Here is a 21,710-nt window from a genome sequence, read left to right on the forward strand (position 1 = left end):
CCCGGCGCCGGCGGCGGCGCCGCCGGGCCGACTGCGGCATCATGGAATAGGGGGTCCCCACCCGCGGCCCGGCTCGCCGCCGGCCTGCGGCTCACCCGGGTCCAGATCGCGCGGGCCGAACGCCTGCGGAAGCAGCGCATCCAGGGTGCGTATCCCCTCGGGGGTGTCCACCAGCAGCGCCGGCCCGCCGTGCTCGTAGAGGAGTTGGCGGCAGCGACCGCACGGCATCAGCGCGGAGCCGGCGCGGTCGACGCAGGCGAACGCGCGCAGGCGGCCGCCGCCGGTGGCGTGCAGGGCCGACACCAGGCCGCACTCGGCGCACAGAGCGAGGCCGTAGGACGCGTTCTCCACGTTGCAGCCCACGACCGTGCGTCCGTCGTCGACCAGCGCGGCCGCCCCGACGGGGAAGCCGGAGTAAGGCGCGTACGCGCGCTCCATGGCGCGCGCGGCCTGTGCCCGCAGCGCCGCCCAGTCGACGCCGTCCCGCTCGGCGCCCGCATGCCCGGTCACGCCGCGCCCCCGTCCGAGCAGTGCCGGCAGCGCCGCGGAAACCGCCCGCGGAACGGTTCCGGGAGACGGGCGCAGCTGCCTCCCGCGAGCCGTCTGCGCCGCTGCGGACCCCGCATCTCGCAGGAGACGGGCCGGGTGCCGCCGATGCGGCCGCCCGCCCGGCGCCGGGCGCTCACGCGTGTCCCCGGCGCCACTGGCGGCCCACGTTCGCCGGCGGGCGGAGGCGCTGGGATGCCAGGGCCAGCACGAGCAGGGTGGCGATGTGCGGGCTGTAGGTGACCAGTTGGCCCGGCAGCGAGTCGGTGCCCAGGTACCACAGCAGCACGACGACTCCGGCGGGTGCCGCGACCAGCGCGGAGGCCGGGAGGCTCCCGGCCGCCTCCGGCCAGGTGCGCACCGTCTGGAGGGCGGCGGCCGCAGCCGCGGCCGCCCCGAGCGCGGTGACGGCCCACCACCAGGCGGCACCGCCGGTGACCGCGACCGCGCCGCCGAGGGCGGCCACGGCCGCGCCGCCCGCGAACACCGCGCAGAGGCCCGCCGTGGCGGTGAAGGCGCTCGTTCCCCGCGTGCGCCGGAGAGCCGCGGCCAGCATCAGCACGGCGGCGACCAGCAGCGCCGCGGCGATCAGCAGCAGCAGCGCATGCACCGCGCCTCCGCCGCCGCGTACCTGCAGCGCGTCGGTGAATCCGAACAGCCCGGCGCCCATGGCCAGCCCGCCCGGTCGCCAGTTGCCGAAGATCATCGCCGCCAGTCCGATGTAGCCCCGCCCGCCGGTCTGGCCCTCCTGGTAGACGGAGGAGGCCACCATCGCGAGGAAGACTCCGCCCATGCCCGCGAAGCCGCCGGAGAGCACGACCGCGGTGAACTTGTAGGTGTAGACGGGCACGCCCAGCGACTCCGCGGCGTCGGGGTTCTCCCCGCACGACCGCAGCCGCAGCCCGAACGGGGTGTGCCACAGCACCAGGAACGTCAGCGGCGCCAGCAGGATCGCCAGCAGCGTCACCACCGACATCCCCGTCGTGGTACCGACGATCAGCGAAGCGGTGTCGGCCACCAGGAAGATCCCCGACTCCCGGGCCGGCGCCAGCGCGTCCGCCACGAACGGCAGCCCGATCCGCGGGAACTCCGGAAGCTGCGGCGACTGCGCCGCACCGCCCCCCGGTGCGCCCTGGAAGAACAGCAGGGACAGGTAGCGCATCGCGCCTACCGCGAGGATGTTGATCGCCACGCCCGAGACGATGTGGTCGACGCCGAAGGTCACGGTCGCCACCGCATGGATCAGCCCGCCGGCCATGCCGCCCAGCACCCCGGCGAGCAGCCCCGCCCACGGGCTCTCGAAGCTCCACGCGAAGTACGCGCCGAACCAGGTGCCCAGCACCATCATGCCTTCGAGGCCGATGTTGATGATCCCGGCGCGCTCGGCCCACAGGCCGCCGAGCCCGGCGAGGCCGATGGGCACGGCGAACGCCAGTGTCGCCTGGATGGTGCCGGCGCTGGTCAGCATCGGCTGGCCGGTGATGGCCCGCACACCGGCCAGGGCCACGAACGCCGCGACCGCGATGCTGACGAAGCGCCACCGCGAGCGGGCGCCGCGCTGCCGCCCGGCCGGGGCGGCGGATGCCGGGGAGACGCTCAGATCCTGGCTCATGACGCCGCCGCCTCCTCACGCTCGCCGCGGGCCAGCTCCCGGCCGACCTGCTGCTGCTGGTAGCGCAGACCCCAGCGGTGCACCACCTCGTACACCACGACCACGGTCAGCACGATGGTGGCCTGGGTGACCACGGCGATCTCCTTGGGAATGCCTTCGAAATCCAGGATCTGGCTGGACTGGTCCAGAAAGGCCCAGAACAGCGCGGCGAACGCGATGCCGACGGGGTGGTTGCGCCCCAGCAGGGCGATGGCGATGCCGGTGAAGCCCAGCCCGGTGGGGAAGTCCAGCGCGTAGTAGTGCGACTGGCCGAGCAGCTGCGGTACGCCGACCAGCCCGGCGACCATCCCCGAGATCACCATCGACAGCAGCACCATGCGCTTGATGTCGATCCCGCTGGCCCGCGCCGCCGTCGGGGACTGGCCGGTGGCGCGCAGGTCGAAACCGAACCGGGTGCGGTTGAGCATCAGCCAGTAGCCGACACCGACCGCCATCGCCAGCAGCACCAGGCCGAAAATCTCGCGGTCGGCGCCCATGAACCCGGCGGGGATGCCCGGCACCCAGCCCGTTTCGGCGATCTCGCGGGTGCCGATGTTGTTCGTGCTGATCTGCACCGCCAGCCGGTCGGTGTTGAGCAGGTAGGCGGTGATGCCGGTGGCAACCGAGTTCAGCATGATCGTGGAGATCACCTCGGAGACCCCGCGGGCCACCTTCAGGTAGCCGGCGATCCCGGCCCAGAAGCCGCCGACGGCCACCGCCACCGCGATGATGACGATCTGGTGGATGACCGGCGGCAGCACCCAGGCGCCGCCCACCGCCGCCGCCAGCAGCGCCGCCAGTCGGTACTGGCCGTCCACGCCGATGTTGAACAGCTTCATCTTGAAGCCGATCGCCACCGCCACGGCGGAGAGGTAGAACGTGGTGCCGGAGTTGACGACGAGCACCAGACTGTCGGGCTGCAGCCCGAACTCCAGCATCCGGCCGAAGGCGTGGAAGGGCTGCACACCGCTGACCCGCAGCACCAGCGCGGTCACCGCCAGAGCCAGCGCCCCCGCGGCCACCACCGCGCCGAACGACAGCGCCAGCGTGGTGGCCAGCCGCCGGTAGAGCAGGAAGGCGGCCGCCGAGCCGATCAGGGCGCCGAGCGGGTAGGCCACCGGCTCGATCAGCCACCAGTCGATGATCCCGCCGCCGAGCAGGCCCGCGGTCACCGACAGCAGCAGCGCGATCGGCGTCACCAGCAGCCGGTGCAGGCGGGTGTCGGCGTCCTCGGTGGTGGGCCGGGTGAGCGCCACGACCAGCGCGAACGCCAGCGCGACGCCGATCGCGGCCGCCGCGGGAGCCAGCAGGCCCCGGTCGGCCGCGGCGGTCACACCCGCGCCCAGAACGGCTGCGAGGGCCACCGCCGCCCAGATGGGGATGGAGGTCCTCATGCGCCGTCCTCGCCTTCGCCCGTGCCGGTCCGGCTGTCCAGCCCGGCGCCGGTCATCGCCGCGCCGAGCTCCTCAGGGGTCACCGTCATCGGGTCCGCCTCGGCCACCAGCCGGCCGCGCAGGATGACGTGCAGCGTGTCGGACATGCCGATCAGCTCATCCAGATCGGCCGAAACCAGCAGCACCGCCAGCCCTTCGCCGCGCGCCCGGCGCAGATGCTCCCAGATCGCCGCCTGCGCGCCCACGTCGACCCCGCGCGTGGGGTGGGCGGCCACGAGTACCTTGGGTCGGCCGCGCATCTCCCGGCCGACGATCAGCTTCTGCTGGTTGCCGCCGCTCAGCGCCTCGGCGATCACGTCGATACCGGGCGTGCGCACGTCGTAGTCGGCCACGATCCGCTCGGTGTCGGCGCGCGCGCCCGCCCGGTCGATCCAGATGCCCCGGGCGTTGGGCGCCTCCCCCTGGTGGCCGAGGATGCGGTTCTCCCACAGCGACGACTCCAGCAGCACGCCGTGGCGGGTGCGGTCCTCGGGGATGTAGCCGACCCCGGCCTCGCGGATGTCCAGGGTGCCCCAGCCGGTGATGTCGCGCCCGTCCAGGCGGACGGTGCCCTGCTGGACGGGGCGCATACCCATTACGGCCTCGATCAGCTCGGACTGGCCGTTGCCCTCCACGCCCGCGATACCGACGATCTCGCCCTCGCGCATGGTCAGGGACACGTCGTCGACCACCGGGCGTCCGCCGGGCTCGCTCACCCGCAGGCCGCTGATCTCCAGCATCGGGCGGTCGGTCACCGTGGACTCGCGCAGTTCGGGCACGGGCAGTTCGCCGCCGACCATCAGCGTGGCCAGTTCCCGGGCGCTGGTGGCGGCGGGATCGACGGTGGCCACGGTGGTGCCGCGGCGGATCACGGTGATGGTGTCGGCGACCGACAGCACCTCGTCGAGCTTGTGCGAGATGAAGATGACCGTCAGGCCCTCCCGCTTGAGCTCGCGCAGGTTGTCGAACAGCTCGTCGACCTCCTGGGGCACCAGCACCGCGGTCGGCTCGTCCAGGATGACGATATCGGCGCCCCGGTAGAGGACTTTGAGGATCTCCACGCGCTGGCGCTGGCCCACGCCCAGCTCCTCCATCAGCCGGTCGGGTTCGACACCCAGCCCGTACTGCTCGGAGAGCGAGGTGATCCGCGCCCGCGCGTTGCGGCCGATGCCGACGCGGCCCTCGGCGCCCAGCACGACGTTCTCCAGCACGGTGAGGTTGTCGGCGAGCATGAAGTGCTGGTGCACCATGCCGATGCCGTGCTTGATGGCGTCGGAGGGGGAGTTCAGCCGCACCGTGGCACCCTTGACCGCGATGGTGCCCTCGTCCTGTCGGTGCATGCCGTAAAGCGTCTTCATCAGGGTGGACTTGCCGGCCCCGTTCTCGCCCACGATGGCGTGGACGGTACCGGGCCGCACCGCGATGTCGATGTCGTGGTTGGCCACGACCCCCGGGAACCTCTTGGTGATCCCGCGCAGCTCGACGGCGGGAGGTGCCTCCCCGCCGCCGGATGGTGCGCTGCTCATCCGACTCCTCGATACGTGGGGCCGCCGGTTCCCGGCACCGGCGGCGCCGGTCCGCCGGCGGCGGAGCTGGGGGAGGGCGGACCGCGGTACCGGGGCCGGGGCACTCTCCCCGGCCCCGGTACCGCGGCGACCGCGCCGGGGCTGGGCCCGCCTGCGCGGGCCGCACCCGGCTACGGCTCGGTCGGGACCTCGATCTCGCCGTCGATGATCTGCTGCTTCAGCTCGTCGAGCTGCCCCTCGATGTCGGAGATCAGCTCCTCGTTGGACTTGGAGTAGCCGACACCGCCGCTGGCCAGGTCGAAGCGCCGGATGCCCGATTCGACGTCGCCCTGCTGCGCCGACTGCACGAACTCGAACACCGCGGTGTCCACGCGCTTGATCGCCGAGGTGAGCACATACTGCTTCTGGTCCTCGGGCGCGGTCTTGTACTGGTCGCTGTCCACACCGATGAACAGCTGATCCGCTGCGGCCACGGCCTCCAGCACGCCGTTGCCCGAGGCTCCGGCCGCGTGGTAAATGACGTCGGCGCCCTGGTCGAGCTGGCCTTCGGCGGTGGATCGGCCGGTCGCCGGGTCGGAGAAACCGCTCATGTCCGGCGGCTGGGTGAGGTAGGAGGTCTCGATCTCGATGTCGGGGTTGATCTTCTGCGCCCCGGCGATGTAACCGGCCTCGAACTTCTTGATCAGCGGTGTCTCCACGCCGCCGACGAAGCCGATGTGGTCCTCCTCCGTCTTGAGCGCGGCCGCCGCGCCCACCAGGTAGGACGCCTGCTCCTCGGTGAAGACGAGGCTGGTGACGTTGTCCTGGTCGGTGATCTCCGAGTCGACGATGGCGAAGTTGACGTCGGAGTAGGCCTCGTTGCTCGCGACGTTGATCATCGGCTGCGTGTAGGCGAAGCCCACCCCGATGATCACGTCGAAGCCCTGGTCGGCCATGTTCTTCAGACGTTCTTCTTTGTCGACGTCCGACTCGCCCTCGCTGGGCTCGAAGTCCTGGATGTCGTCCCCGCTGATCCCCAGCTCTTCCTCGACGCGCTGGAGCCCGCGGTAGGCCGAGTCGTTGAACGACTTGTCCCCTCGGCCGCCGACGTCGTAGGCGAGGCCGACGCGGATCCCGTCGTCGCCTCCTCCGCCTTCGCCGTCGCCCCCGCCGGCGTTCCCGCCCTGGGGGTTGTCACAGGCCGTCAAGGCCAGGGTAAGCACGCCTGCCGCTGTGGCGGCGGCGAGCTTGGCGGCACGCTTGTTCAATCTTCACTCCCCTTCAGCCCTGAAGCGGCCCACGCTTGTGGGTGGGCTCGCCGGGTTCTGCTGCCGGACGATAGCCGTTCCGGGAAATGTCACCAATCCACCGGGAACGGTTGTTATAAAGGCGAGAGCAGAGCGAAACGGACGTTACCGATTCGCCGTTCCGCCGCTGGGCGGATCGCTCGTCTCACCAGGTCGCCGCCGCCCGCGCAAGGGCAATTCTCGCCCAAGTCCGGCCGTGTCGTTGAGTAGCGAAGGGGTGACCGGCGCGCCGTGCCGCCCGCCGTTCCTCAGTTTCGCGAAAGCGCGGCGGGCTCGGCGGTGAGGAATTCCACAGCGCTCTTCTTCAGGCGCTGCGCCGAGACGGCCGTGCGGTGGTCGCGGCCCGGCGCGCGCAGGGCGGTACCGCCCACCTGCCGGGCGAGGTCCTCCATGCCGGCGGCCAGGCCGTCGCGTTCACCGGCCATCAGCAGCATCGGCACCTCGGGGGCCGGCTCGGGGCTGAAAGGGTGGGCGGCCTGCCCGCGCGCGCAGGCCGCCAGCGCCGCCGGGTCGCCCCCCGGCAGCTGTGCGGCGGCGCGGTAGACAGCGCCGAAGGGGGACTCGTCGGCGTCCAGGTCGTCCGAATCGGTGCCGGCGAACGCGTCGCGCGGCCCGAATCCGGCCAGCACGCCGCGGCGCACCCGGTCGGGACGGGCCAGCGCCGTCTCCCAGGCGAGGCGCGCGCCCAGCGAGTAGCCCACGACGTCGACCCGCTCGATCTCCAGCGCGTCCAGCAGCCCCAGCAGGTCGGCGGTGAACCGAGCCGGGGTGTAGGCGGCGGGGTCGTGCGGCTTTCCGCTGCCGCCGTGGCCCCTCAGGTCGCAGCCGAACACCGGGAGTTCGGCGAGCGCGCGGGTCCAGCCGGTGCGCACCCAGTTCAGTTCGAAGTCGGAGCCGAAACCGTGCACCAGCAGCACCGGTACGCCCGCGGCAGCGGGGTCGGGGGCACTGTAGCGCAGCGGCACCTGCGCGGGCAGGGTGTATTCGGTCATGGCGGTCCCGTTTCCCGTCGAATGGCCAGCGTGGAGCGGCCCTCAGTCGTCCTCGGGCGGTGTGAGCCGGACCCGGCGGCGGGGCGGCTCGCCGGCGGGGACCGTGCCCACGATCCCGGCGCCGTCCTCCTCGGCCTCCACCTCGAAGGTCACCAGCGGCGCGCCGACCTCCACCACGTCGCCCTCCTCGGCGTGCAGCCTGCGGACCACCCCGGCGTGCGGCGAGGGGATCTCCGCCGCGGACTTGGTGGTCTCGACCTCGACGAGCGGCCCGTTGCGTTCGACCCGCTCGCCCGGGCCCGCCAGCCACTCCAGCACCGTGGCCTCGACCAGGCCCTCGCCCAGGTCCGGCAGGTGGAACGTCTTCTCGTTCTGCTGCGCCATGTCCTCGTCGAATCCTCTCAAGCGCCGAACGTCCGCTGCACCGCGTACAGGATGCGGTCGACGGTGGGCAGGTACTGCGGCTCCAGCGGTCCGGCCGGATAGGGCACGTCGAATCCGGTCACCCGCTGCACGGGTGCGGCGAGCCGGGAGAACGCCCCCTCCGTGATCAGCGCGCCGACCTCGCCGCCCAGTCCCGCCGTCAGCGGCGCCTCGTGCACCACCACCGCGCGCCGGGTGCGCCGCACCGACTCCACCAGCCCTTCGGCGTCGAGGGGCTTGAGCCAGCGCAGGTCCAGCACCTCCAGCTCCACGCCGTCCTCGGCGGCGAACTCGGCGGCCTGAAGGCAGCGCTGCACCATCGCCCCCCAGGCCACCAGGGTGGCGTGCCGACCCGGCCGCACCACGCGGCTCGCGCCCACCGGCAGCTCCGCAGGCGCATCGCCGTCCTCAGGCGCGGGGCGGCGGTCCCAGTAGCGCGCCTTGGGCTCCATGAACACCACGGGGTCGTCGGAGCGCACCGACTGCAGCAGCAGGCTGTAGGCGTCGGCCGCCTCGCTGGGCGCGGCCACCTTCAGGCCGGGCACGTGGGCGAACAGCGCCTCCAGGCTCTCGCCGTGGTGCTCCGGCGCCTGGATGCCGCCGAAGCTGGGTACCCGCAGCGTGACGGGCATGGGGGCGGTGCCGCGCGAGCGGTAGCGCATCCGCGCCACCTGATTGACGATCTGGTCCAGGGCGGGATACGCGAACCCGTCGAACTGCAGCTCGGGCACGGGGCGCCAGCCGTTCATGGCCAGGCCCACGGCCATGCCGACGATGCCCGACTCCGCCAGCGGAGTGTCGAAGACGCGGTGCTCGCCGTGGCGCCGCTGCAGGCCGTCGGTCACGCGGAAGACGCCGCCCAGCCGGCCCACGTCCTCACCGAAGACCAGGACCGCGGGGTCCTCGGTCAACGCCTCGTCCAGCGCGCGGTTCAGCGCCTCGCGCAGTGTGGACGCGTGCGCGGGCGCCTCGGCGGTCCCGGGCGCGCCGGTCGCAGTCGGGCTCATCCGACCTCCTCCTGCCAGACCCGCCGCTGGCGGGCCAACTCCTCGGTGGGTTCGGCGAAGACGTGCGTGAACAGGTCCGAGCCGGACGGTTCCGCGGCGGCGCCGACCGCGTCGCGGATGCGCTCGGCCTCGGCGCGGCCCTCGGCTTCGGCCCGCTCGAAGAACGCGGCGTCGGCGTGTCCGGCGGCCTCCAGCGCGGCGCGGGCCCGCGGCAGCGGGTCGCGTGCGGCCCAGGCCCGCTCCTCCGCGGGATCGCGGTAGCGGGAGGTGTCGTCGGAGGTGGAATGCGGCGCCGCCCGGTAGGTCAGTGCCTCGACGAGGCTGGGGCCGCCGCCGGAGCGGGCGCGTTCCAGAGCCTCGCGCACGGCGGTGTAGACGGCCGCGGCGTCGTCGCCGTCGACGGCCGCGCCGGGCATGCCGTAGCCGGCGGCGCGGGCGGCCACCGACCCGCCGGCGATCTGGCCTTCGTTGGGCACCGACAGCGCCCAGCGGTTGTTCTGGCAGACGAACACCACGGGTGCGCCCATGACGCCGGCGAGGTTCATGGCCTCGTGCACGTCGCCCTCGGAGCTGGCGCCGTCGCCGAAGTAGGAGATCGCGCAGCCGCCGCGCCCGGCCAGCTTCTCGCCCAAAGCCCAACCCACGGCGTGCGGTACGGGCCCGCCCACGACCGCGTTGACGGGGGCGAAGCGCGAAGCCATGGGGTCGTAGAGGCCGCCGTGCCACAGGGCGCGGTGGCTGGCCATGTAGCCGACCATGTCGACGCCCAGTGTCAGCGCGACCGCCATCTCGCGGTAGGTGGGGAAGGCGAAGTCGCGGTCGGGGTCCATGGCCGCTGCGCTGCCGACCTGGGCGGCCTCCTGGCCGCGCAGCGAGACGTAGGCGGGAAAGACGCCCTGGCGCTGCAGCGCCACGGCCTCGGTGTCGAGCAGGCGCGCGGTGAGCATGGTGCGGTACATCCGGCGCGCCTGCTCGGCGGGCAGGGCGGGGCCTGTGCCCTGCCGGGCCTCTGGCGGCTCGCGGGTCGGCATGGGGGCGTCTCCTCGGCGGCGGTTCGGCGGTCGAAAACGGTGGCGCGGTGCCCGCCGCATCCACAGTTCGATTGTGTGCCGAGGATCGACAGATGCGCTAGAGATTCGCGCAAACTGCATACAACAGAGGACGATAGTGGTTAAATGGTCCGCAATCGTCTAACTCAAGTGATCATGGGTGGCCTCGGGGGAGTGGTGTCCGTTGACGTCGCCGACAGTGGTTCGAACCCGGTGCACCGCGCCGTGCGCCTCTGCGCGGGGCGCCGTCGCGAGCGGGTGGCGCCGGGTCCGTCGCGGCTGCGGCCCGGCCGCCCCGCGGCACTCAGAGGTCGGGCAGCGGGTCGGGCGGCAGCGAAGCCCTGCCCTCCAGTTCGGCGTCGCAGGCGTTGATCACCGAGACGTACTCGTCGTCGACCTCGAAGGTGTGGCCACCGAGGTGGAACGCCGGGATCAGGTGGGTCTCGACCGGGCCGATGCGCACACCCCGGGGAAAGACGTGCCAGATGCCCTTCGGGCGGGTGCGGCTCCAGAACCGGTTCACCAGGACGGTCACCGTCGCTTCGGTCACCACGAAGACGAAGAACTGCGACTCGTTCCACGAGGCGGGGAAGATGTAGCGGATCTCGGCTCCGGCCGGAAGGAAGCCGCGCGCTCGCTCGCGGATACGGGGGGAGATGGGCATCGTGCCTCCTTGCGGTCACCGCACGTGTGCGCCGCGCGTCCTGGCACCATGGTAGAAGCGCCCCCGCCCGCCGCCGAAGGCCGAATCCGCGGCGCGGGTGGCGGAAGCGCCGCCCGGCTCCCGATAATTGACCGCAATGACCGCACGTCGATGGTCGCCCGCCCGGCCGTCGCCCGACCGACATCCCAGGAGTAGGGGAATGGCCGACGGCCGGCAACGGCAGGAACACGGGCGCGCACCGGAGACCGCGGAGCCCGAACGAAGCAGGCCCCTGCGGGCCGCCGCCGCGGGGGAGGACGGGCCGCGGCCCAAGCGGCGCGACTCGCGGCTGCCCGACGCCACCGACGAGGTCATCATCGGCGCGCTGGCCGACGACGCCCGCACCGGCATCACCGAGATCGCGGCCATGGCCAACGTGTCGCGGGCGACCGCCTACAACCGCATCAAGCGGCTCACCGACGACGGCGTCATCCGCGGCTACTCCGTGGTCGCCGACCACGCCCGAATGGGGCTGGGCGTCACCGCGCTCGTGCTGATCTCGGGCAGCCAGCCCGACTGGCGGGCCAACCGCGAGGTGCTGTCCTCCTACCCCGAGATCGAGTACTGCTGGTACGTCGTGGGCTCGGCCGACATCGTGCTGCTGGTGCGCGTCGCCGACACCGACCAGTTGCGCGACCTGATCCTCACCCGCCTCCAGGCGCTGCCCGGCGTCACCTCCACCCAGACGCTGACCGTCATCGACGAGGTGGTCCACCGGCCGGTGGTGAAGCCCGCCGACTGAGACCGGCCCCGGCGCGCCCGGAACCTACATCGGCGGCGCAGTCGGCGTCGGGGGCGGCACGAGCAGGAAGGCCACCAGCGAGACCACCAGGAACGCCAGGCCGATCAGCACGGTCGCCCCCGCGGTCCAGCGCGTCCACGGGCGGCCGGACTCCCCGGCCAGCCACAGCGCCACCAGGCCCAGCACCACGCCCAGCAGCGCGACCACGGCGTCTCCGAGGATCATCCCGGCCACGGCCGAGACCTGGTCCTGGGCGGTCACGCTGGAGAGCATCTGCACCAGCCGCGGCCCCACCAGTGCCGCCGCGATCGTGATCACCGCGGTGACGGCGAAGGTCTCCGCGACGAACACTCCGTTGAGCAATCCCAACTGGGACCGCGTAGCGGCGCCGGAGGTGCGGGGCTCCTCGGCCTCCAGCGGCCGCTCGTCATCGCTCTCGGCTGCCTCCAGCGGGTCGCCCTCCTGCTGCGCGCGTTCCCTGCGCGTGGCCCCTGCCGCCGCGCTGTCCGGCTCATGCGCTTCGGCGTCGGGGCGGTCCCGCTCGGGTTCGCGCCCCGGGCCGCCGGATTCGTCGTCCCTGTTCGATGGCGTGTTCATCGAGGTCAACCTACGTCGGGCCGGACTTCGGCGGTGGGAGCCGCGCCGGAACGGCGCAAGCGTTTCGTCCGCCGGCGGGCATGAACCGAACATGACCTCCGGCCCGACTTAGCAGCGCCGCCGCGGGTAGGTGAGACAAACGCGGACGCGGGAAGCGGACGGGGGCCGCGCCAACGACTCCGCCGACCCGAAACGCGGCACAGGGGGATCGACGATGACGGACACCACGGAACGAGCCGATACGGCCGCCGGGCGGGCGCTCGGCGACGCCGGACTGCGCCAGGCCGACCTCTACTTCCGAGCGGCCAACTACCTCTCGATCGGCCAGATCTACCTGCTGGACAACCCGCTGCTGCGCGAGCCGCTGCAGGCCGAGCACATCAAGCCGCGACTACTGGGCCACTGGGGCACCGTGCCCGGACTGAACTTCGTCTACGCCCACCTCTCCCGCCAGGTGAAGCGCCGCGGCACCGACATGATGTGGATCGTGGGACCCGGCCACGGCGGGCCGTCGGCGGTGGCCACCTCCTGGCTCGACGGCACCTACACCGACGTCTACCCGGAGGTCACCCAGGACGCCGCGGGCATGCGCAAGCTGTTCCGGCAGTTCTCCTTCCCCGGCGGCGTGCCGAGCCACGTAGCCCCCGAGACTCCGGGCTCCATCCACGAGGGCGGCGAGCTGGGTTATTCGCTGTCCCACGCCTACGGCGCCGCCTTCGACAATCCCGACCTGGTGGTCGCCGCGGTCGTCGGCGACGGCGAAGCCGAGACCGGGCCGCTGGCCGGCAGCTGGACCGCTCACCACTTCACCGACCCCCGCCGTGACGGCACGGTGCTCCCCATCCTGCACCTGAACGGCTACAAGATCGCCGGGCCCACCATGCTGGCCCGCATGCCGGAGAGCGACCTGGTCTCCATGCTGGAGGGTTTCGGCTACCGGCCCCACATCGTCGCCGGCGACGACCCCGCTGAAATGCACCGGACGATGGCCGCCACCTTCGACCGCGTGCTCGACGAGATCGCCGAGATCAAGGAGGGCGCCGGCCGCGGAGCCGCCCGCGGCGGCGTGCGCTGGCCGATGGTCGTGCTGCGCACCCCCAAGGGCTGGACCGGCCCGGCCGAAGTCGACGGCCAGCCGGTCGAGAACACCTGGCGCTCCCACCAGGTGCCGCTGGCCGCCGTGCGCACCGACCCCGACCACCTGCGCCAGTTGGAGGAGTGGATGCGCTCCTACCGGCCCGAGGAGCTCTTCGACGCCGACGGCGCGCCCGTCGCCGAGAGCACCGCGGTCGTGCCGGACGACATCGAGCGGCGCATCAGCGGCAACCCGCACGCCAACGGCGGGCTGCTGCTCAAGGACCTCACGATGCCCGACTTCCGCGAACACGCGGTCGAGGTACCCGCACCCGGCGCGGTGCGGTCCGAGGCCACCCGGGTGCTCGGCGGATTCCTGCGCGACGTCGTCAGAGCCAACCCGCGCACCTTCCGCATCGTGGGCCCCGACGAGACGGCGTCCAACCGGCTCGACGCCGTTTTCGAGGAGACCGGCCGCGCCTGGAACATGGCCACGCTGCCCACCGACCGCAACCTCGCGCCCGACGGCCGTGTCATGGAGACGCTCAGCGAGCACCTCTGCCAAGGCTGGCTGGAGGGCTACCTGCTCACCGGGCGGCACGGCCTGTTCAACAGCTACGAGGCGTTCATCCACATCGTCGACTCGATGTTCAACCAGCACGCCAAGTGGCTCAAGGTCACCCGGGACCTGCCCTGGCGCCGCCCGATCGCCTCACTGAACTACCTGCTCAGCTCGCATGTGTGGCGCCAGGACCACAACGGTTTCAGCCACCAGGACCCGGGCTTCATCGACCACGTGGTCAACAAGAAGCCCGAGATCATCCGGGTGTACCTGCCGCCGGACGCCAACACGCTGCTGTCGACGGCCGAACACTGCTTGCGCTCGCGCGACTACGTCAACGTGGTCATCGCCGGCAAGCAGCCGACCTTGAACTACATGTCGATGGAAGACGCCATCGCCCACTGCACGCACGGCCTGGGCATCTGGGAGTGGGCGAGCACCGACGCCGGCGTCGAACCCGACGTCGTGCTGGCCTGCGCCGGCGACGTCCCCACGGTCGAGACGCTGGCCGCCGCCAAGCTGCTCCGCGAACACCTGCCCGATTTGCGGGTGCGCGTGGTCAACGTGGTCGACCTGATGCGGCTGCAGCCGGAGGAGGAGCATCCGCACGGGCTGAGCCAGAAGGCGTTCGACGCGATCTTCACCACCGACAAGCCGATCATCTTCGCCTTCCACGGCTACCCGTGGCTGATCCACCGGCTGACTTACCGCCGCAACGGGCACGGCAACCTGCACGTGCGCGGCTACAAGGAGGAAGGCACCACCACCACGCCCTTCGACATGGTGATGCTCAACGACCTCGACCGCTTCCACCTGGTCTGCGACGTCATCGACAACATGCCGGGACTGGGCGTCAGCGCCGCGCACCTGCGCCAGCGGATGCAGAACGAGCGGCTGCGCTGCCGCGCCCACACCCGCGAGTACGGCGACGACGCGCCCGACATCCGGGACTGGACCTGGTCGTCGTGACAGCGGCCGCCGGCGCCGCTTAGGGCGCCGCGTCCGCGCCGCGTAAGAGGCCGCGTCCGCGCCGGCGGCAGCCCCGGGCCCCGGGGCTGCCGCCGGCGCGGGGCTCAGCCCTGCGCGGCGGCGCGCTGCTCGCGCCGGCGCTCCGCCTCGGCCCCCAGCGCGATGGGCGCCGCCAGCCACTCGTCGGGAAAGCCGAACGTGTCGACGAGCGCCTCGGCGTGCGGCCGCAGTTCGGCGCACAGCCGGTTCACCTGCTGGGTGACGGTCTTGGCGCGGGTGGCGGTGAGCCGCTCGTGCTCCAGGAACCAGGCGCGGTCCTCCTCGACCGCCGAGAGCACGAACAGATCGCACACCCGGTCCAGCAGCCTGCGGGTCTCCTGGTCGGTGCACCGGTCGATGGCGGCGACGAACGCCTCCAGCACGACGCGCTCCATGTGCGCCCGTCCGGCCGCCAGCACGTGGTCCTGGGCGTCGTTGAAGGCGTCGAAGGCCTCGGAACCCGAGGAGCCGGCCCGGCGCAGCCGCCGCGCCAGCCCGTCCAGCACGTGCTTCTCCCGGTCCTCCAGCAGCTCCAACTGCCATCCGCGGTCGTAGAGGTCGGACTCGTCACCGCGGCCCGGGGCGGCACTGACCAGCCGTTCGATCAGCGAGCGCGCCGCGGTGCGCTCGATCACCGCGCCGAGGAACTGCCCGGCGGCGAAGCGCGCCATGCCCAACGGGTCCAGTTCGCCGAACTCCTGGCGGTAGTTGGTGATCAGACCCCGGGCGACCAGTTGCAGCAGCACCGTGTTGTCGCCCTCGAAGGTGGTGAAGACGTCGGTGTCGGCCTTGAGCTGGGGCAGCCGGTTCTCCTCCAGGTAGCCGGCCCCGCCGCAGGCTTCGCGGCAGGTCTGGATGGTGTCGGTGGCGTGCCAGGTGGCCAGCGCCTTGAGCCCCGCGGCGCGTGCCTCCAGTTCGCGCTGGCCGCGCTCGTCGCCCGCGGGTTCGCCGCTGTGCCGCTCGTGGAGGGTGCCGACGAGCTCCTCCTGGGCGAAGTGCAGGGCGTAGGTGCGGGCCAGCGCGGGCAGCAGCCGGCGCTGATGCGCGCGGTAGTCCAGCAGCGCGACCTCCTCGCCGGTGTCGGGGCGGTCGAACTGGCGGCGGACCTGCGCGTACTTGACCGCGATCGCCAGGGCGGCCTTGGTGGCGCTGCCCGCCCCGCCGGCGACGCTGATGCGACCGCGCACCAGGGTGCCCAGCATGGTGAAGAAGCGGCGGTTGTCGCTCTCGATGGGACTGGAGTAGGTGCCGTCGGGGGCGACGTCGCCGTAGCGGTTGAGCAGCGCCTCGCGGGGCACGCGCACGCCGTCGAACCACAGCCGGCCGTTGTCCACGCCGTTCAGTCCGGCCTTGCGGCCGCAGTCGCCGATCCGCACGCCGGGCGCGGGGCTGTCGTCGGCGGTGCGGATGGGGACTAGCAGGGCGTGCACGCCGTGGTCGGTGCCCTGAGTGATCAGTCGGGCGAAGACGACCGCCATCCGCCCGTCGCGCGCGGCGTTGCCGATGTAGTCCTTGCGGGCGGCTTCGTCGGGGGTGGTGACGACGAACTCCTCGGTTCCGGGGTCGTACTCGGCGGTGGTACGCAGCCCTTGGACGTCGGAGCCGTGCCCGGTCTCGGTCATGGCGAAGCAGCCCGGCAGATCCAGCGACATCAGGCGGTGCAGGTAGGCCGCGTGGTGGCGCTGGGTGCCCAGCGCCTGGATCGCGCCGCCGAACAGGCCCCACTGCACGCCGACCTTGACCATCAGCGACAGGTCGCACACCAGCATCTCGAAGGCGACCACCGAACCGCCCACGTCGTCCTGGCCGCCGTAGTCGGCGGAGAAGCCGTAGCTGGACATCTCCGTGGCCGCGATCGTCTTGAGCTGACCGAGTACCCGTTCGCGGTGCTCCTCGGTGCTCAGATCGGCCACCGGCGCGAACCGCTCGCCGCGCAGCTGCTCCCGCGCGAGGTCGCGGATGTGCCGCCAGCGGCCGTCCAGCAGTGTGCGCAGCTCGGGCGGATAGGTCGGGCGCTCGTCGGCTGCCGTCATGCGGTCCCCCTTGTCCGGTCGGGGCCTTGTCGAACCTGATCGGAGCTCGTCCACCGTCGTATGGCCCGCTTCCCCGGAACGTTAGTAGTACTTCGTCGGGTGCCTGATTTCCGTGTACCTATCCGGTCGGCTCCGTGCTGTTTACGGCGGCGCCCACGATGCGCTGTGCGGCCTTGTTTCCGGGCGGGTGCCAGCGGACACGCGGACGCCCGGTCTTCACCGAGACTGTCTCTGGAGTCGGTTTCAGCGCGGCGTCGGGCGCGCCACCGGCGGGCACCCTGATGGGCGCGGGCCTGGCCCCGCTCCCGCTCTCGCTGCCGCATTCCCCCAGGTCGGCCGTCGCCCGGCAGGCCGCAAGGCCGCCCAGCGGACCCCCAGACCTGAACCGCCCGGCCCGCCCGCGCCGGCGCCTCGGCGCCGCCGCCGGGTGTTCGGATCGGCGTCGGGCGAAGTTCTCCTGCGCTTTCCGCGGCCCGCCGCGCCGCCGATGTTGCAAACCGATCCGGCCGGGGCAGGGATAGTGCTACGTCCGAGACACGAGGAGTCAGCGTTGGCCTACCTCACCGAGAACGACGTGCAGGACTACATCAACGGCATCTGTTTCAAGACCGGCCCGCCCGGGCGCGTGGGAGCAGAGACGGAATGGCTCGTCCGCGACCCGCTCCGGCCGCGCGAACCCGTTCCACTGGATCGGCTGAAACCGATCGTCGACCAGGTCGGGCCACTGCCCGGCGACAGCACCGTCACCTACGAACCCGGAGGGCAGCTTGAGCTCAGCTCGCCGCCCCTCCCCGGCCCCGGGGCCGCACACGCCGCCCTCGCCGCCGACCTCACCCTGATCCGCGACCGGCTGCACGCCGCCGGGCTGGCCCTGGACGGAAACGGCCTCGACCCGCGCAGGCCCCCGGTCCGCCAACTCTCCCTCCCGCGCTACACCGCGATGGAGGACTACTTCCACTCCGCCGGCTGCCGCACCGGGCCGCTGATGATGTGCAGCACCGCGTCGCTGCAGGTGTGCCTGGACATCGGCGCCGACGCCGAGGACGCCGCCCGCCGCTGGCGCCTCGCCAACCGGCTCGGTCCGCTGTTCGTCGCCGCCTTCGCCAACTCGCCCATCCACCGGGGCCGCAGTACCGGCTGGCGGTCCACGCGCTGGGCCATCTGGGACGCGATCGACCCCACGCGCACCAGCCCGGTCGCCTGCGGCGACCCCGTCACCGCCTGGACCGGCTACGCGCTGCGGGCCAAGCTCATGACCATCCGCGACGACGACCGCCCGTGGGTGGTCGACCCCGGTATCGCCTTCGGCCAATGGCTGTCCGAGGGCGTGCCGCGCCCGCCCACCCGCGACGACCTCGTCTACCACCTGAGCACCCTGTTCCCGCCGGTGCGGCCGCGCGGCTGGCTGGAGTTCCGGATGATCGACGCGCTGCCCGAGCGCTGGTGGCCGGTGCCCATAGCCGTCGCCGCCGCCCTGGTGGACGACCCGGTGGCCGCCGCGACCGCGGAGGAGGCCCTCGATCGACTCGGCCGGGGCGCCGAGCCCGACCGCGTCCTGTGGGCCCGCGCCGCCCGCGCCGCACTGACCGACCCCGCCCTGGCGGCGTGCGCGCGCACCTGCTTCACCGCGGCCGCCGAGGCGCTGGGGCGCCTGGACTCCGCCGAGCTGGCGGACGTCGTCGACGACTACCGCGAGCACTTCGTCGAGCGCGGGCGCTGCCCCGCCGACCTGCAGAGCCTGGACAAGGCGGCATAGACACCCATCACTTCGGCGACCGCCGCGGGCGGCGCGTGCCCGGAATCGGCCGCGCCCGCGGCGAGCGAGGAGGAGACGACATGACCGAGCACACCACCGGCGCGACCGGCGACCGCGCCGCCGCGGAGCGGCTGCGGCGGCGCATCGCCGCCGAACTCGACACCGGGCGGGCGCGCAGCGTCGGCCTGACGCTGGAGGCTCTGGACGAGGCCGACCTCGTCGCGCAGCATTCGCCGCTGATGTCCCCCCTGGTCTGGGACCTCGCCCACGTCGGCAACTACGAGGAGCAGTGGCTGCTGCGCACCGCCGCCGGAGGCGAAGCGCTGCGCCCCGACATCGACACCCTCTACGACGCGTTCGAGAACCCGCGCGCCGAACGCGTCAGCCTTCCGCTGCTCTCGCCGAGCGAAGCCGAGGACTACAACGCCGCCGTGCGCGCCCGCGTGCTGGACTCGTTGGATGGCGCCGCCTTCGATTCCGGATCCCCGCTGCTCGACGGCGGATTCGTCTACCACATGGTCATCCAGCACGAGCACCAGCACGACGAGACCATGCTCGCCACCCACCAGCTGCGCGAGGGTGGGCCCGTACTGGCCGAGACCGCCGCCCCGCCGCGGGCGCCGGAGTTCACCGGCCCCGCCGAGGTGCTGGTGGAAGCGGGCCCCTTCACCATGGGCACCACCGCCGACCCCTGGTCCTACGACAACGAGCGCCCCGCCCACACCGTCGACCTGCCCGCGTACTGGATCGACACCCGCGCGGTCACCAACGCCCAGTACCTGGACTTCGTCGCCGACGGCGGCTACGACGATCCCCGCTGGTGGAGCCGGCGCGGCTGGGAGTGGCGCACCCGCTCGGGCAAGCGCACACCCGCGTTCTGGGTCGGCGACGACGGCGGCACACCGCTACGCCGCCGCCTGGGCCGCGTCGAGCCCCTGCCGCCCGACGAGCCGGTGCAGCACGTGTGCTTCTTCGAGGCCGACGCCTACGCCCGATGGGCCGGCAAGCGGCTGCCCACCGAGGCGGAGTGGGAGAAGGCGGCGCGCCACGACCCCGCCACCGGCTCTTCCCACCGCTTCCCGTGGGGCGAGGAAGAGCCCCGCCCCGAGCACGCCAACCTGGGCCAGCGGCTGCTGCGGCCCGCCCCGGCGGGCACCCACCCGGCGGGGACGGCCCCCTGCGGCGCCCTGCAGATGCTCGGCGACGTGTGGGAGTGGACCTCCTCCGACTTCACCGGCTACCCCGGCTTCTCCGCCTTCCCGTACCGGGAGTACTCCGAGGTGTTCTTCGGCGGGGACTACAAGGTGCTGCGCGGCGGCTCCTGGGCCACCCACCCCACCGCCATGCGCGCCACCTTCCGCAACTGGGACCACCCCCTCCGGCGGCAGATCTTCAGCGGGTTCCGGCTGGCCCGCGACGCCGGCGAGACCGCCCCAGGCGGCGGGGGCCCGCGATGATGCGCGCCGCCGAACGCGGCCGGGGCCGGGCGGTGGTGCGCTGATGTGCCGCCACCTGGCCTACCTGGGGCCGCCCCGCACCCTCTACGACCTGCTCTACGCCGACACCCACTCGCTGCACACCCAGTCGTACGCGCCGCGCGAGCAGCGCCACGGCACCGTCAACGCCGACGGCTTCGGCGCGGGCTGGTACACCGCCGAGCGGCCCGAGCCGCTGCGCTACCGCCGCGCGATGCCGATCTGGGCCGACTCCTCCTTCGCCGATGTCGCCCAGGCCGTCACCGCCGCCTGCGCCGTCGCAGCGGTACGCGACGCCACGCCCGGGTTCGGCAGCGACGAGTCCTGCGCACAGCCTTTCCGCGGGGACGGTCGGCTGTTCTCGCACAACGGCGCCGCAAAGGACGACGAAGCCCTGTCCGCGCGGCTGGGCGCGCCCGCGCCGCCCGGCGCACTGGACGCGCGCACGCCCGTGGACTCCGCGCCGCTGTTCGCCGCAGCGCTGCGGCTCTGGCGGGCGGGCGCCGGCCTGGGGGAGGCGCTGGCCCGGGTCGTGGTCGAGGCGCGCGCGTGCTCGCCCGGCCGCTACAACCTGCTCGCCGCCGACGGCATCCGCCTGGCCGCCACCGCCGACGGCGACACCCTCTACGCCCGCCACGGCGCCCAGGGCGTCTGGCTGGCCTCCGAACCCCTCGACGACGACCCCGCCTGGCAGCGGGTTCCCGACGGATCCCTGGCCATCGCCGATGCCCGGGGTCTGCACATCAGCCCGATCGACGCGGCTGCCTGAGACGGAGCGCCCATGCTGCACATCGACCACCACCTGACCGCCGACGACCTCGCCAAGACGCTGCGCGCCGACGCGGTGGAGGGGTTGTCGTCACGTCCGAAGGCGCTGCCGCCCAAGTGGTTCTACGACGAGCGCGGCAGCGTCCTGTTCGAGGAGATCACCCGGCTTCAGGAGTACTATCCGACCGGCGCCGAGCGGGCGATCCTGCAGCGGCGCACACCCGAGATCGCCCGGATCGCCGGCGCCGACACGCTGGTCGAGCTGGGAGCCGGCTCCGGTGAGAAGACGCGGCTGCTGCTGGACGCCCTGCTCGGCGCCGAAACGCTGCGCAGGTTCGTGCCCGTCGACGTCAGCGGCGACTTCCTCGGCGAGGCGGCCGCCGCGATCGGCGCCGCCTACCCCGGGTTGGAGGTGCACGCGGTCGTCGCCGACTTCGAGCGCCACATGCACCTGCTGCCCGCGGGCGGGCGGCGGCTGGTCGCGGTGCTCGGCTCGACCCTGGGCAACCAGGCCCCCGCCGGGCGGCGGTCCTTCCTCACCGACCTGCGCAGCGGGTTCACCGCGGACGACACGCTGCTGCTGGGCGTCGACCTGGTCAAGGACCCGCAGCGGCTGGTCGCCGCCTACGACGACGCGCGCGGGGTGACCGCCGAGTTCAACCGCAACGTGCTGCAGGTGCTCAACCGCGAACTCGGTGCCGGCTTCGACCCGGCCGCATTCGATCACCTGGCGGTGTGGGACGCCGGCAACGAGTGGATCGAGATGCGGCTGCGCTCGCGCATCGCCCAGCGGGTCCGCGTCGCGGCCCTGGAGATGGACGTCGAGTTCGCCGCCGGCGAGCAGATGCGCACCGAGATATCGGCCAAGTTCCGCCGCGAAGGCATCGAGGCGGAACTCAACGCGGCCGGGTTCGCCCTGGACGCCTGGTGGACCGACCCCGCCGGCGACTTCGCGGTGCTGCTGGCCCGCCCTTGAGGCCGAGGCGCCGCCTGTGCCCGCCGCCCGGCCCGCCGCGGCGGGCCGGGCGGCGGGCGCGCCGGGGTTCCGGAGGCGGCCAAGCGCTCCGGTACCGTAAGGC

At 72.9% G+C, this 21,710-nt stretch carries 18 protein-coding genes; 6 read left to right on the top strand and 12 right to left on the bottom strand.

Translation table 11 applies throughout. The features are described from left to right. Positions 1 to 39: 39 nt before the first annotated feature. The 10 genes from EKD16_RS06945 to EKD16_RS06990 all read right to left on the bottom strand — a co-directional run bounded on the left by EKD16_RS06945 (position 40) and on the right by EKD16_RS06990 (position 10,577). Positions 40 to 510, bottom strand: coding sequence for a cytidine deaminase (locus EKD16_RS06945; RefSeq protein ID WP_131097625.1), 471 nt, complete (start codon positions 508 to 510; stop codon positions 40 to 42). A 172-nt stretch (positions 511 to 682) separates the two neighbouring features. Then, positions 683 to 2,158, bottom strand: a complete 1,476-nt coding sequence (locus tag EKD16_RS06950) for an ABC transporter permease (protein WP_131097626.1) — start codon at positions 2,156 to 2,158, stop codon at positions 683 to 685. After that, positions 2,155 to 3,591, bottom strand: a complete 1,437-nt coding sequence (locus tag EKD16_RS06955) for an ABC transporter permease (protein ID WP_131097627.1) — start codon at positions 3,589 to 3,591, stop codon at positions 2,155 to 2,157. The genes EKD16_RS06950 and EKD16_RS06955 overlap by 4 nt, the downstream gene beginning before the upstream one ends. Next, positions 3,588 to 5,156, bottom strand: a complete 1,569-nt coding sequence (locus EKD16_RS06960) for an ABC transporter ATP-binding protein (RefSeq protein WP_131097628.1) — start codon at positions 5,154 to 5,156, stop codon at positions 3,588 to 3,590. Before EKD16_RS06960 ends, EKD16_RS06955 begins: the two co-directional genes overlap by 4 nt. Positions 5,157 to 5,326: 170 nt before the next feature. Next, the gene (locus tag EKD16_RS06965) at positions 5,327 to 6,403 is read right to left on the bottom strand and encodes a BMP family lipoprotein (RefSeq protein ID WP_131097629.1); all 1,077 of its coding nucleotides are present in this window, start codon (positions 6,401 to 6,403) and stop codon (positions 5,327 to 5,329) included. Between the two features lie 287 nt (positions 6,404 to 6,690). Continuing rightward, complete coding sequence (locus tag EKD16_RS06970; RefSeq protein WP_131097630.1) at positions 6,691 to 7,434, bottom strand: alpha/beta fold hydrolase; 744 nt, start codon at positions 7,432 to 7,434, stop codon at positions 6,691 to 6,693. 42 nt (positions 7,435 to 7,476) lie between these two features. Continuing rightward, positions 7,477 to 7,818: a biotin/lipoyl-containing protein gene (locus tag EKD16_RS06975; RefSeq protein WP_131102164.1), complete on the bottom strand. Its 342-nt coding sequence runs from the start codon at positions 7,816 to 7,818 to the stop codon at positions 7,477 to 7,479. Between the two features lie 17 nt (positions 7,819 to 7,835). After that, complete coding sequence (locus EKD16_RS06980) at positions 7,836 to 8,864, bottom strand: alpha-ketoacid dehydrogenase subunit beta (RefSeq protein WP_131097631.1); 1,029 nt, start codon at positions 8,862 to 8,864, stop codon at positions 7,836 to 7,838. Then, positions 8,861 to 9,895 (bottom strand): thiamine pyrophosphate-dependent dehydrogenase E1 component subunit alpha, encoded by a 1,035-nt coding sequence (locus EKD16_RS06985; protein ID WP_131097632.1) that lies wholly within the window; start codon positions 9,893 to 9,895, stop codon positions 8,861 to 8,863. The genes EKD16_RS06980 and EKD16_RS06985 overlap by 4 nt, the downstream gene beginning before the upstream one ends. Positions 9,896 to 10,217: 322 nt before the next feature. Beyond that, positions 10,218 to 10,577 (bottom strand): hypothetical protein, encoded by a 360-nt coding sequence (locus EKD16_RS06990; RefSeq protein ID WP_131097633.1) that lies wholly within the window; start codon positions 10,575 to 10,577, stop codon positions 10,218 to 10,220. A 199-nt stretch (positions 10,578 to 10,776) separates the two neighbouring features. Between EKD16_RS06990 and EKD16_RS06995 the strand changes: the two genes are divergently transcribed. Next, the gene (locus tag EKD16_RS06995) at positions 10,777 to 11,358 is read left to right on the top strand and encodes an Lrp/AsnC family transcriptional regulator (protein ID WP_242677275.1); all 582 of its coding nucleotides are present in this window, start codon (positions 10,777 to 10,779) and stop codon (positions 11,356 to 11,358) included. Positions 11,359 to 11,382: 24 nt separating this feature from the next. On the opposite strand, the gene EKD16_RS07000 is transcribed toward EKD16_RS06995, so the two are convergent. Further along, positions 11,383 to 11,955 (bottom strand): hypothetical protein, encoded by a 573-nt coding sequence (locus EKD16_RS07000; RefSeq protein ID WP_131097634.1) that lies wholly within the window; start codon positions 11,953 to 11,955, stop codon positions 11,383 to 11,385. Positions 11,956 to 12,169: 214 nt separating this feature from the next. On the opposite strand from EKD16_RS07000, the gene EKD16_RS07005 reads away from it, so the two are divergent. Continuing rightward, the gene (locus tag EKD16_RS07005) at positions 12,170 to 14,560 is read left to right on the top strand and encodes a phosphoketolase family protein (RefSeq protein ID WP_131097635.1); all 2,391 of its coding nucleotides are present in this window, start codon (positions 12,170 to 12,172) and stop codon (positions 14,558 to 14,560) included. Positions 14,561 to 14,664: 104 nt separating this feature from the next. On the opposite strand, the gene EKD16_RS07010 is transcribed toward EKD16_RS07005, so the two are convergent. Then, positions 14,665 to 16,632, bottom strand: coding sequence for an acyl-CoA dehydrogenase family protein (locus EKD16_RS07010; RefSeq protein WP_131097636.1), 1,968 nt, complete (start codon positions 16,630 to 16,632; stop codon positions 14,665 to 14,667). A gap of 550 nt (positions 16,633 to 17,182) precedes the next feature. Here EKD16_RS07010 and egtA point away from each other — a divergent pair. From egtA to egtD, 4 genes are all read left to right on the top strand, one after another. Then, positions 17,183 to 18,388, top strand: a complete 1,206-nt coding sequence (egtA, locus tag EKD16_RS07015) for an ergothioneine biosynthesis glutamate--cysteine ligase EgtA (RefSeq protein ID WP_131097637.1) — start codon at positions 17,183 to 17,185, stop codon at positions 18,386 to 18,388. 80 nt (positions 18,389 to 18,468) lie between these two features. Continuing rightward, positions 18,469 to 19,845: an ergothioneine biosynthesis protein EgtB gene (gene egtB / locus EKD16_RS07020; RefSeq protein ID WP_131097638.1), complete on the top strand. Its 1,377-nt coding sequence runs from the start codon at positions 18,469 to 18,471 to the stop codon at positions 19,843 to 19,845. A gap of 43 nt (positions 19,846 to 19,888) precedes the next feature. After that, entirely contained in the window at positions 19,889 to 20,632 is a 744-nt protein-coding gene (egtC, locus tag EKD16_RS07025) for an ergothioneine biosynthesis protein EgtC (protein ID WP_131097639.1), read from the top strand. Between the two features lie 12 nt (positions 20,633 to 20,644). Beyond that, positions 20,645 to 21,607, top strand: coding sequence for an L-histidine N(alpha)-methyltransferase (egtD, locus tag EKD16_RS07030; protein WP_131097640.1), 963 nt, complete (start codon positions 20,645 to 20,647; stop codon positions 21,605 to 21,607). Positions 21,608 to 21,710 lie beyond the last annotated feature (103 nt).

Origin of the sequence: Streptomonospora litoralis (genome assembly GCF_004323735.1) — a bacterium.
In the GTDB taxonomy this organism is placed as follows: domain Bacteria; phylum Actinomycetota; class Actinomycetes; order Streptosporangiales; family Streptosporangiaceae; genus Streptomonospora; species Streptomonospora litoralis.

What these genes read in the sequence shown, in the direction of transcription:
- EKD16_RS06950 (WP_131097626.1), bottom strand. Translation starts at nt 2,158, where the DNA reads ATGAGCCAGGATCTGAGCGTCTCCCCGGCATCCGCCGCCCCGGCCGGG.
- EKD16_RS06955 (WP_131097627.1), bottom strand. Translation starts at nt 3,591, where the DNA reads ATGAGGACCTCCATCCCCATCTGGGCGGCGGTGGCCCTCGCAGCCGTT.
- EKD16_RS06960 (WP_131097628.1), bottom strand. Translation starts at nt 5,156, where the DNA reads ATGAGCAGCGCACCATCCGGCGGCGGGGAGGCACCTCCCGCCGTCGAG.
- EKD16_RS06970 (WP_131097630.1), bottom strand. Translation starts at nt 7,434, where the DNA reads ATGACCGAATACACCCTGCCCGCGCAGGTGCCGCTGCGCTACAGTGCC.
- EKD16_RS06975 (WP_131102164.1), bottom strand. Translation starts at nt 7,818, where the DNA reads ATGGCGCAGCAGAACGAGAAGACGTTCCACCTGCCGGACCTGGGCGAG.
- EKD16_RS06980 (WP_131097631.1), bottom strand. Translation starts at nt 8,864, where the DNA reads ATGAGCCCGACTGCGACCGGCGCGCCCGGGACCGCCGAGGCGCCCGCG.
- EKD16_RS06985 (WP_131097632.1), bottom strand. Translation starts at nt 9,895, where the DNA reads ATGCCGACCCGCGAGCCGCCAGAGGCCCGGCAGGGCACAGGCCCCGCC.
- EKD16_RS06990 (WP_131097633.1), bottom strand. Translation starts at nt 10,577, where the DNA reads ATGCCCATCTCCCCCCGTATCCGCGAGCGAGCGCGCGGCTTCCTTCCG.
- EKD16_RS06995 (WP_242677275.1), top strand. Translation starts at nt 10,777, where the DNA reads ATGGCCGACGGCCGGCAACGGCAGGAACACGGGCGCGCACCGGAGACC.
- EKD16_RS07000 (WP_131097634.1), bottom strand. Translation starts at nt 11,955, where the DNA reads ATGAACACGCCATCGAACAGGGACGACGAATCCGGCGGCCCGGGGCGC.
- EKD16_RS07005 (WP_131097635.1), top strand. Translation starts at nt 12,170, where the DNA reads ATGACGGACACCACGGAACGAGCCGATACGGCCGCCGGGCGGGCGCTC.
- EKD16_RS07010 (WP_131097636.1), bottom strand. Translation starts at nt 16,632, where the DNA reads ATGACGGCAGCCGACGAGCGCCCGACCTATCCGCCCGAGCTGCGCACA.
- egtB (WP_131097638.1), top strand. Translation starts at nt 18,469, where the DNA reads ATGACCGAGCACACCACCGGCGCGACCGGCGACCGCGCCGCCGCGGAG.
- egtC (WP_131097639.1), top strand. Translation starts at nt 19,889, where the DNA reads ATGTGCCGCCACCTGGCCTACCTGGGGCCGCCCCGCACCCTCTACGAC.
- egtD (WP_131097640.1), top strand. Translation starts at nt 20,645, where the DNA reads ATGCTGCACATCGACCACCACCTGACCGCCGACGACCTCGCCAAGACG.